Origin of the sequence: Streptomyces sp. NPDC056361 (genome assembly GCF_042262805.1) — a bacterium.
Lineage (GTDB): Bacteria > Actinomycetota > Actinomycetes > Streptomycetales > Streptomycetaceae > Streptomyces.
Window position 1 is genome coordinate 1 of sequence record NZ_JBHJQI010000241.1, and the last position, 7,283, is coordinate 7,283.

The 7,283-nt window shown below is 74.8% G+C and carries 8 protein-coding genes; 4 read left to right on the forward strand and 4 right to left on the reverse strand.

All coding sequences use genetic code 11. The features are described 5' to 3' along the window. Positions 1 to 52: 52 nt before the first annotated feature. The 3 genes from ACFCY7_RS38960 to ACFCY7_RS38970 all read right to left on the reverse strand — a co-directional run bounded on the left by ACFCY7_RS38960 (position 53) and on the right by ACFCY7_RS38970 (position 2,752). Positions 53 to 766: a class III extradiol dioxygenase subunit B-like domain-containing protein gene (locus ACFCY7_RS38960; protein ID WP_376490823.1), complete on the reverse strand. Its 714-nt coding sequence runs from the start codon at positions 764 to 766 to the stop codon at positions 53 to 55. A gap of 149 nt (positions 767 to 915) precedes the next feature. Then, entirely contained in the window at positions 916 to 2,439 is a 1,524-nt protein-coding gene (gene miaB / locus ACFCY7_RS38965) for a tRNA (N6-isopentenyl adenosine(37)-C2)-methylthiotransferase MiaB (RefSeq protein WP_376490824.1), read from the reverse strand. A gap of 58 nt (positions 2,440 to 2,497) precedes the next feature. After that, positions 2,498 to 2,752, reverse strand: coding sequence for a hypothetical protein (locus tag ACFCY7_RS38970; RefSeq protein WP_376490825.1), 255 nt, complete (start codon positions 2,750 to 2,752; stop codon positions 2,498 to 2,500). Positions 2,753 to 2,999: 247 nt separating this feature from the next. Between ACFCY7_RS38970 and ACFCY7_RS38975 the strand changes: the two genes are divergently transcribed. The 3 genes from ACFCY7_RS38975 to ACFCY7_RS38985 all read left to right on the forward strand — a co-directional run bounded on the left by ACFCY7_RS38975 (position 3,000) and on the right by ACFCY7_RS38985 (position 5,574). Then, positions 3,000 to 3,680, forward strand: coding sequence for a DedA family protein (locus ACFCY7_RS38975; protein ID WP_376490826.1), 681 nt, complete (start codon positions 3,000 to 3,002; stop codon positions 3,678 to 3,680). Between the two features lie 92 nt (positions 3,681 to 3,772). Then, complete coding sequence (locus ACFCY7_RS38980) at positions 3,773 to 4,939, forward strand: sensor histidine kinase (protein ID WP_376490827.1); 1,167 nt, start codon at positions 3,773 to 3,775, stop codon at positions 4,937 to 4,939. After that, on the forward strand, positions 4,930 to 5,574 hold the full coding sequence (locus tag ACFCY7_RS38985) for a response regulator (RefSeq protein ID WP_376490828.1): 645 nt from the start codon (positions 4,930 to 4,932) through the stop codon (positions 5,572 to 5,574). The genes ACFCY7_RS38980 and ACFCY7_RS38985 overlap by 10 nt, the downstream gene beginning before the upstream one ends. Here ACFCY7_RS38985 and ACFCY7_RS38990 read toward each other — a convergent pair. Then, positions 5,571 to 6,671 (reverse strand): CaiB/BaiF CoA transferase family protein, encoded by a 1,101-nt coding sequence (locus tag ACFCY7_RS38990; RefSeq protein ID WP_376490829.1) that lies wholly within the window; start codon positions 6,669 to 6,671, stop codon positions 5,571 to 5,573. The two genes, ACFCY7_RS38985 and ACFCY7_RS38990, sit on opposite strands and share 4 nt — an antisense overlap. 163 nt (positions 6,672 to 6,834) lie before the next feature. On the opposite strand from ACFCY7_RS38990, the gene ACFCY7_RS38995 reads away from it, so the two are divergent. Beyond that, positions 6,835 to 7,251, forward strand: a complete 417-nt coding sequence (locus tag ACFCY7_RS38995; protein WP_376490830.1) for an organic hydroperoxide resistance protein — start codon at positions 6,835 to 6,837, stop codon at positions 7,249 to 7,251. Positions 7,252 to 7,283 lie beyond the last annotated feature (32 nt).

Genomic DNA, 7,283 nt, shown 5'->3' on the forward strand with positions numbered 1-7,283 from the left:
CGGAGCACCTCGCTCCGCGGCCGTCCGCCGTTTCCGTGTCCTTCGCCCCGGGTCAGGACCAGGCGGCGACGAAGTACCCCACCCCGTACGGCGCGTCCTCGAAGAGCAGTCGCCCGTCGAGCCCCGCGCCCTCCGCCGCGCCCGCGAGGACCTGCCAGGGGGCCCGGCCCGCCACCTTCAGCTCGTACGCGAGCTCCGTGTCCATCGCGAGCAGCGCGGCCGTGTCGGCCGTGCCCAGAGCCCGGCCGGCCGCCGTGTCGAACCCCTCGGCCCGCTCGTCCAGGTAGCCCGGCGCCTTCACCGTCCGGCACGCGCTGCCGTCGCCCATCACCAGCAGCGCGACCCTCCCGGCCGAGTCGGCGAGCCCGCGGCCGAGTCCCGCGCAGACGTCGGGGGTCGCCGTCTCCTCGACCGCCAGGCCCTCGATCGGGGCGTCGGCCCACCGGGCGCGGTCGAGCAGCCAGGCGCCGACGGCGAGGGAGGCGGGCAGGGACCGGGCGGCGTCGGCGTCCGGGCCGTCGCCGAGCCGTACGGAGACGTCGACGCCGAATCCGGCGAACGAGCCCGCCGAGCCCGCCGGGTACACGCCGTGGCCGCCCTCGGGGGCCGCGCCGACGACGTACAGCCGGTCGGGGCGGGCCGCGGCGAGCAGCCCCACCGCGTCGGCGCACGCCGCCCTCGCGGCGTCCAGCTCGTGGGCGGCGCCCGTCGCGACCTCGGGGACGAGGAGCGGGGGGCAGGGGCAGACGGCTGCGGCGACAAGCATGATCGGCAGCCTACTGCGCGGGGGTGCCGCGGTCGGGGTACGGCTCGGAACCGGCTGCGTGGTGACGTGCCGAGCGCGCACCCACGGGGTGGGTGCGCGCTCGTGACCGGGGTGGGGTCAGTGGGTGCCGCAGGCGGGGACCGGTGGGGTCAGTGTGTACCGCAGGCGGGGACCTCGGCCGCGGGCAGGGGCGCGGGGGCGCCGATGCCGGGAAGGCCCAGGAGGACGCCGCTGGGCTTGGGGGCGGCGGTGCGGCGCTCCCAGGCGTCGCCGGCGCGGGTGCGGCGGACGGCGGTGACGGGGCCCTCGGCGAGCAGGTGGTGGGGGGCGGCGTAGGTGATCTCGACGGTGACGACGTCGCCGGGGCGGACGCCCTCGTCGGGCTTGGTGAAGTGGACGAGGCGGTTGTCGGGGGCGCGGCCGGAGAGGCGGTGGGTGGCGCCGTCCTTGCGGCCCTCGCCCTCGGCGACCATGACCTCCAGGGTGCGGCCGACCTGCTTCTTGTTCTCGTCCCAGGAGATCTCCTCCTGGAGGGCGACGAGACGGAGGTAGCGCTCCTGGACGACCTCCTTGGGGATCTGGTCGTCCATGTCGGCGGCCGGGGTGCCGGGGCGCTTGGAGTACTGGAAGGTGAAGGCGTTCGCGAAGCGGGCCTCGCGGACCGCGTGCATGGTCTGCTGGAAGTCCTCCTCGGTCTCGCCGGGGAAGCCCACGATGATGTCGGTGGAGATGGCCGCGTGCGGGATGGAGGCGCGGACCTTCTCCAGGATCCCGAGGAAGCGCTCCTGCCGGTAGGAGCGGCGCATCGCGCGGAGGATCGTGTCCGAGCCGGACTGCATCGGCATGTGGAGCTGCGGCATGACGTTCGGCGTCTCGGCCATGGCGGCGATCACGTCGTCGGTGAAGTCGCGGGGGTGCGGCGAGGTGAAGCGGACGCGCTCCAGGCCCTCGATCTGCCCGCAGGCGCGCAGCAGCTTGGAGAAGGCCTCGCGGTCGCCCAGGTCGGAGCCGTACGCGTTGACGTTCTGGCCGAGCAGGGTGATCTCGGAGACGCCCTCGGCGACGAGCGCCTCGATCTCGGCGAGGATGTCGCCGGGGCGGCGGTCCTCCTCCTTGCCGCGCAGGGCGGGCACGATGCAGAACGTGCAGGTGTTGTTGCAGCCGACGGAGATCGAGACCCAGGCGGCGTACGCGGACTCGCGGCGGGTCGGCAGCGTGGAGGGGAACGCCTCCAGGGATTCGGCGATCTCGATCTGCGCCTCCTCCTGGACGCGGGCGCGCTCCAGGAGGACCGGCAGCTTGCCGATGTTGTGCGTGCCGAAGACCACGTCGACCCAGGGGGCCTTCTTGACGATGGTGTCGCGGTCCTTCTGGGCCAGGCAGCCGCCGACGGCGATCTGCATGCCGGGCCGGGTGGTCTTCATCGGGGCGAGCCGGCCGAGGTTGCCGTACAGCTTGTTGTCGGCGTTCTCGCGAACCGCGCAGGTGTTGAAGACGACGACGTCGGCGTCGCCGTCCGCGTCCTTGGGGGCGCGGACGTAACCCGCCTCTTCCAGCAGACCGGAGAGCCGCTCGGAGTCGTGGACGTTCATCTGGCACCCGTAGGTGCGCACTTCGTAGGTCTTGGATCCGTCAACGCTCACTGCGGTGCTCCGGTCGCTGCTGCTCGTCATGCGTCCAAGGGTAGGCGGTCCGCGGAGAGCCCCCGCCCCGCGAGCGGCGCCCGGGCGGTCAGGGGGTGCCGGCGGGCGCGGACGGCCGGGGCTGCGGGACGAACGGCCACGGGTCCGCGGTGGGCGGCGGGCTCCAGGTGGTGCCGGGGTCGGGGGCGAAGGGGCCGACGCGGTTCTGCATGAGCAGCAGCACCGTGAAGACCACGACGACGGTGATCACGATGAGGGCGAGGCCGACGGGGCTGGCCGGGTTGTACACGTAGCGGTTGGTGCCCCATCGGCTCTTCTTGAAGACGGGCTCGTCGCTGTTCACCGGGCCGTGCCCTCCGCGGCGGGCAGGGGGCCTGAGCCCGGTATCCGGTCGTTCCTGGTCATGGCTCCCCCTCGGCGCTGTCCCGGTCCCGGCCGACCCTAGGCGGTGCCGTCGGGGTGCCGCCTGCGGTTTTCCGCAGGGGTGCCGGAAGGGAAGCCGCGTACCGGCGGGGAGCCGGGATTCCTAGCGTTCAGGAGTGCCGGGACGAGGGGTCCCGGCACGTCGTCCGCACCGTCTGGAGGCCACCGTGCCGATCACCTCGCTCCTCGCTCCCACCCCCCTGGCCCTGGCCGGGGAGCCCGCCGACGGCTTCGCCGGGTGGGCCGCCGGGCTCGTCGACACGATGGGCGGGCCGGGGGCCGGCCTCGCCATCGCGCTGGAGAACCTGTTTCCGCCGCTGCCGAGCGAGGTGATCCTGCCGCTGACCGGCTTCGCCGCCGGGCAGGGGGTCCTCAGCCTCGCGTCGGCGCTGCTGTGGACGACGCTCGGTTCGGTGGTCGGCGCGGTGGCGCTGTACTGGATCGGGGCGCTCTTCGGCCGGCGGCGGATGCACGCCCTGTGGGCGCGGCTGCCGCTGGTCAAGGTCGCGGACCTGGAGCGCACCGAGCGGTGGTTCGCGCGGCACGGCACCAAGGCCGTGTTCCTGGGCCGGATGGTGCCGATCTTCCGCAGCCTGATCTCCGTGCCGGCCGGTGTCGAGCGGATGCCGATGCCCGTCTTCCTGATGCTCACGACGCTCGGCAGCCTCGTCTGGAACAGCGTGCTCGTGCTGGCCGGCTACTGGCTCGGGGACGGCTGGGACGTGGTCGAGGGGTACGTGGGCGTGCTGTCGAAGGCCGTCCTGGTGCTGGTCGCCGTGGCGCTGTGCGCCTTCCTCGCGGTACGGCTCCGGGGGCGCGGCCGCGCCCAGCACCGCCGCACCTCGTGACGGGCACGGACCGCGCGGCGGGAGCCCCCGGAGGCCCCGTCCGGGCCGGGCACGGCCTGGGCCGTGCCGGAGACGCCCTAAGCTCGGGAGCCATGGGGGACGACGAACGGATGGGTACGAAGGCCCACTTGAGGGCTGCGGGCGTCGTCCTGGGCTGCGTGAGCGCCCTCCTCGACGCGCTGTACCTCCTGGTCGCCGGCGCCGCCCTCGGGCCCTTCCTCCTGTGGCCGCGGACCCGGCCGGACGCCCTGGGGATCCTGGTCGCCGGGGCCCGGCGGCCCGTGGCCCTGGAGCGGTGGCGCCGCTCGTTCTTCTTCGGCGACCGCTTCCCGGAGCCGTACGAGGTCCCCGGTCCACGGCTGCTGCGCTATCTGGCGGTCCGCGGCTGGACGGGGCTGGTGTGCGGGGTCGTGCTCGGGCTCCTGGGCTTCGGCGCCGTCCTCGCCGTGCTCCTGGCGCGGGGCGTGGCCCGCGGGACGCTCGGCTGGCAGGAGCTGCTCACGCAGCTGCTGCTCGGCGGCGTCCTGCTCTTCCTGGACGCGCAGGGGCTGCACGCGCTGGCCGCGCTCGACGCCCGGATCGCCCGGGAGTGCTTCGGGCCGTCCGAGCGCGAGCTGCTGCGGCGCCGCGTCGAGGAGCTGGCCGTCAGCCGGGCCGCGGTGGTCCGGGCCGTGGACGCCGAGCGCCGCCGGATCGAGCGCGACCTCCACGACGGCGTCCAGCAGCGGCTCGTGGCCCTGGGGATGCTGCTCGGCCGGGCCCGCAGGGGCCGGGAGCGCGGGCAGGACCCCGAGCGGGTGGACGCGCTGCTGCGGCAGGCGCACCAGGAGGCCCGGGACGTCCTGGCCGAGGTGCGGGACGTGGCGTGGCGGGCGTACCCGTCGGCGCTCGACGCCCTGGGGCTCGAAGAGGCGCTGGGCGGGGTGGCGCGGCGCTGCTCCCTGCCGCTGCGCGTGCGGTTCGAGGTGGGCGACGAGCCGCTGCCCCGGCCGGTGGAGACGGCCGCCTACTTCGTGGTCTCCGAAGCCGTCACGAACGCCGCCAAGCACTCCTCTGCCTCTGCCGTGGCCGTACGGGTGTCCCGCGAGGGCGCCCTCCTCACCGTGCGGGTCGAGGACGACGGCACGGGCGGCGCGGACCCGGCCGGCGGCGGACTGACCGGGCTGCGCAGCCGGGTCGCCGCGCTCGACGGCGTCCTGCGCGTCGACAGCCCCCTCGGGGGACCCACCACTCTTGTCGCGGAGCTGCCGTGCGCCTGATCCTCGCCGAGGACTCCACCCTGCTGCGGGAGGGGCTGGTCCGGCTGCTCGCCGAGGAGGGCCACGAGGTCCTCGCCGCGCTCGGCGACGCGCGGACGCTGGTCGCCGAGGTCGAGGCGCTGCGGCCGGACGTCGTCGTCGCCGACATCCGGATGCCGCCGACCCACACCGACGAGGGGCTGCGGGCGGCGGTGGAGATCCGCGAGCGGCTGCCGGGGACGGGGGTGCTGGTCCTCTCGCAGTACGTCGAGCGGAGTTACGCGGCCCGGCTCCTCGCCCCCGGCGCGGAGCGCGTCGGCTATCTCCTGAAGGACCGGGTGGCCCAGGTCGACGAGTTCCTCGACGCGCTCGACCGGATCCACGAGGGCGGTGCGGCGATCGACCCGGAGGTCGTCCGGCAGCTGGTCGTCCAGGGCGCCCGCGCCGATCCGCTGGCCCGGCTCACCCCGCGCGAGCGCGAGGTCCTCGAGGTGCTGGCCCAGGGGTACACGAACGCGGCCATCGGGCGTCGGCTGCACCTCTCCCTCAGCGCGGTGGAGAAGTACCTCAACTCCGTCTTCGACAAGCTGGAGCTGGTCAGGACCGACGGCTACAGCCGCCGGATCCTGGCCGTACTGCGCTATCTGGAGACCTAGGCGGTGTCCGGGGAGTCCCCCCACTCGGCGAGGACCTCGCCGGTGTGCTCGCCGGGGAGTGGGGCGCGGCCGGGGGTGGCGGCGGGGGTGGCGGCGAAGCGGGAGGCGGGGGCGGGTTGGAGGGTGTCGCCGATGGGCACGAAGGCGCCGCGGGCGGCGAGCTGGTGGTGGGCGGCGGCTTCGGCGGCGGTGAGGACCGGGGCGACGCCGGCGTCGACGGCGTCGAAGAGCTTCACCCAGTGCTCGCGGTCCCGGGTCGCGAAGCGGGCCGCGATGAGGGCGCGCAGCGCGGGCCAGGCGGCCGGGTCGGCGCGGTCGGGGAGGTCCTCGGTGCCGGCGAGGCCCAGCTGGTCGAGGAGCTGGGCGTAGAGCCGGGGTTCGATGGCGGCCACGGCCAGGTAGCGGTCGTCGGCGGCGCGGTAGAGGGAGTAGTGCGGGGCGTCGGTGACGGTGTGGTTGCCGGGGACCTGCCGCCACTGGTGGACGAGGGTGGAGATCAGGGCGGCGCCGTCCGCGAGGGCGGTGTCGACGACCTGGCCGCGTCCGGAGCGCTCGCGGGCGTGGAGGGCGGCGAGCAGCCCTTGTACGTGGGCGTTGGCGCCGCCGGCGAAGCTGGAGAGGTACGCGGTCGGTGGCGGCACCGGGGCTCCCGTGGCGGGGTCGGTGTCGAGGGCGCCGGTCAGGGCGAGGACCGCCAGGTCGTGGGCGGCGCGGCCGGCCCACTCGCCCTGCTGGCCCCAGCCGCTGATCCGCCCGTACACGAGGCGCGGGTTGCGGGCGAGGGCCGCCTCCGGGCCGATGCCGAGGCGGTCGGCGACGCCGGGGCGGAATCCCTCGACGAGGATGTCGGCGTGCTCGGCGAGGGAGAGCGCGTGCTCCACGCCTTCGGGGCTCTTGAGGTCGAGGCCGACCGAACGGCGGCCCCGGGACAGGGGGTTCTCGGGTGCGCGGTCGCCGTCGGGGTCCGGTGCGGTGGCGGGCGCCCGGTCGACGCGTACGACGTCGGCGCCGAGGTCGGCGAGGACGGTGCCGGCGAACGCGGTGGGCGCCGAGCCCGCGAATTCCAGTACCCGTACTCCGGTCAGCGGTCCCGCCATGGCCAACTCCCTTGAATTTCACGGTCTTCGATGGACTTCACGGTAATTCGGCGGCCTTCGGGGAGGACTGCGGAATTCCGTAGCGCCCGGAATTCGGCGGCGTTCGAGACTGGCGGGAAGGCTGGGGGAATTCCCCCTTCTCCGATTCGGAAAGGCAGGACACATGGCCGTCGTCTACACCGCCGAGGTCGCCTCCACCGGAGACGGGCGCAACGGCGCCGTGCGCTCCTCCGACGGGCTCCTCGACCTTCCGTTGTCGAGTCCCAAGGCCGTGGGCGGTTCCGGCACCGCCACCAATCCCGAGCAGCTCTTCGCCGCCGGCTACGCGGCCTGCTTCCACAGCGCGCTCCGGGTCTCCGCCCGCGAGTCGCGGATCGCGCTCGCGGACGACACCGTCACCGCCGAGGTGGCCCTGCACAAGGAGGCGGACGGATTCCACCTGTCGGTGGTCCTCACCGTCGAACTGCCGGGTCTCGACGCCGTCGAGGCGCGGCGCCTCGCGGACGCCGCGCACGGGCGGTGCCCGTACTCCAAGGCGGTCCGCGGGAACGTCGAGGTTCGCGTGCACCTGGCCGCGTAGGCGAGTGGACGGGGAGGGCCCCCGTGGTCGGC

Bases quoted from the DNA above. Each gene is read 5' to 3' on its own strand.
- ACFCY7_RS38960 (WP_376490823.1), bottom strand. From the start codon at position 766: ATGCTTGTCGCCGCAGCCGTCTGCCCCTGCCCCCCGCTCCTCGTCCCC.
- miaB (WP_376490824.1), bottom strand. From the start codon at position 2,439: ATGACGAGCAGCAGCGACCGGAGCACCGCAGTGAGCGTTGACGGATCC.
- ACFCY7_RS38980 (WP_376490827.1), top strand. From the start codon at position 3,773: ATGGGGGACGACGAACGGATGGGTACGAAGGCCCACTTGAGGGCTGCG.
- ACFCY7_RS38990 (WP_376490829.1), bottom strand. From the start codon at position 6,671: ATGGCGGGACCGCTGACCGGAGTACGGGTACTGGAATTCGCGGGCTCG.
- ACFCY7_RS38995 (WP_376490830.1), top strand. From the start codon at position 6,835: ATGGCCGTCGTCTACACCGCCGAGGTCGCCTCCACCGGAGACGGGCGC.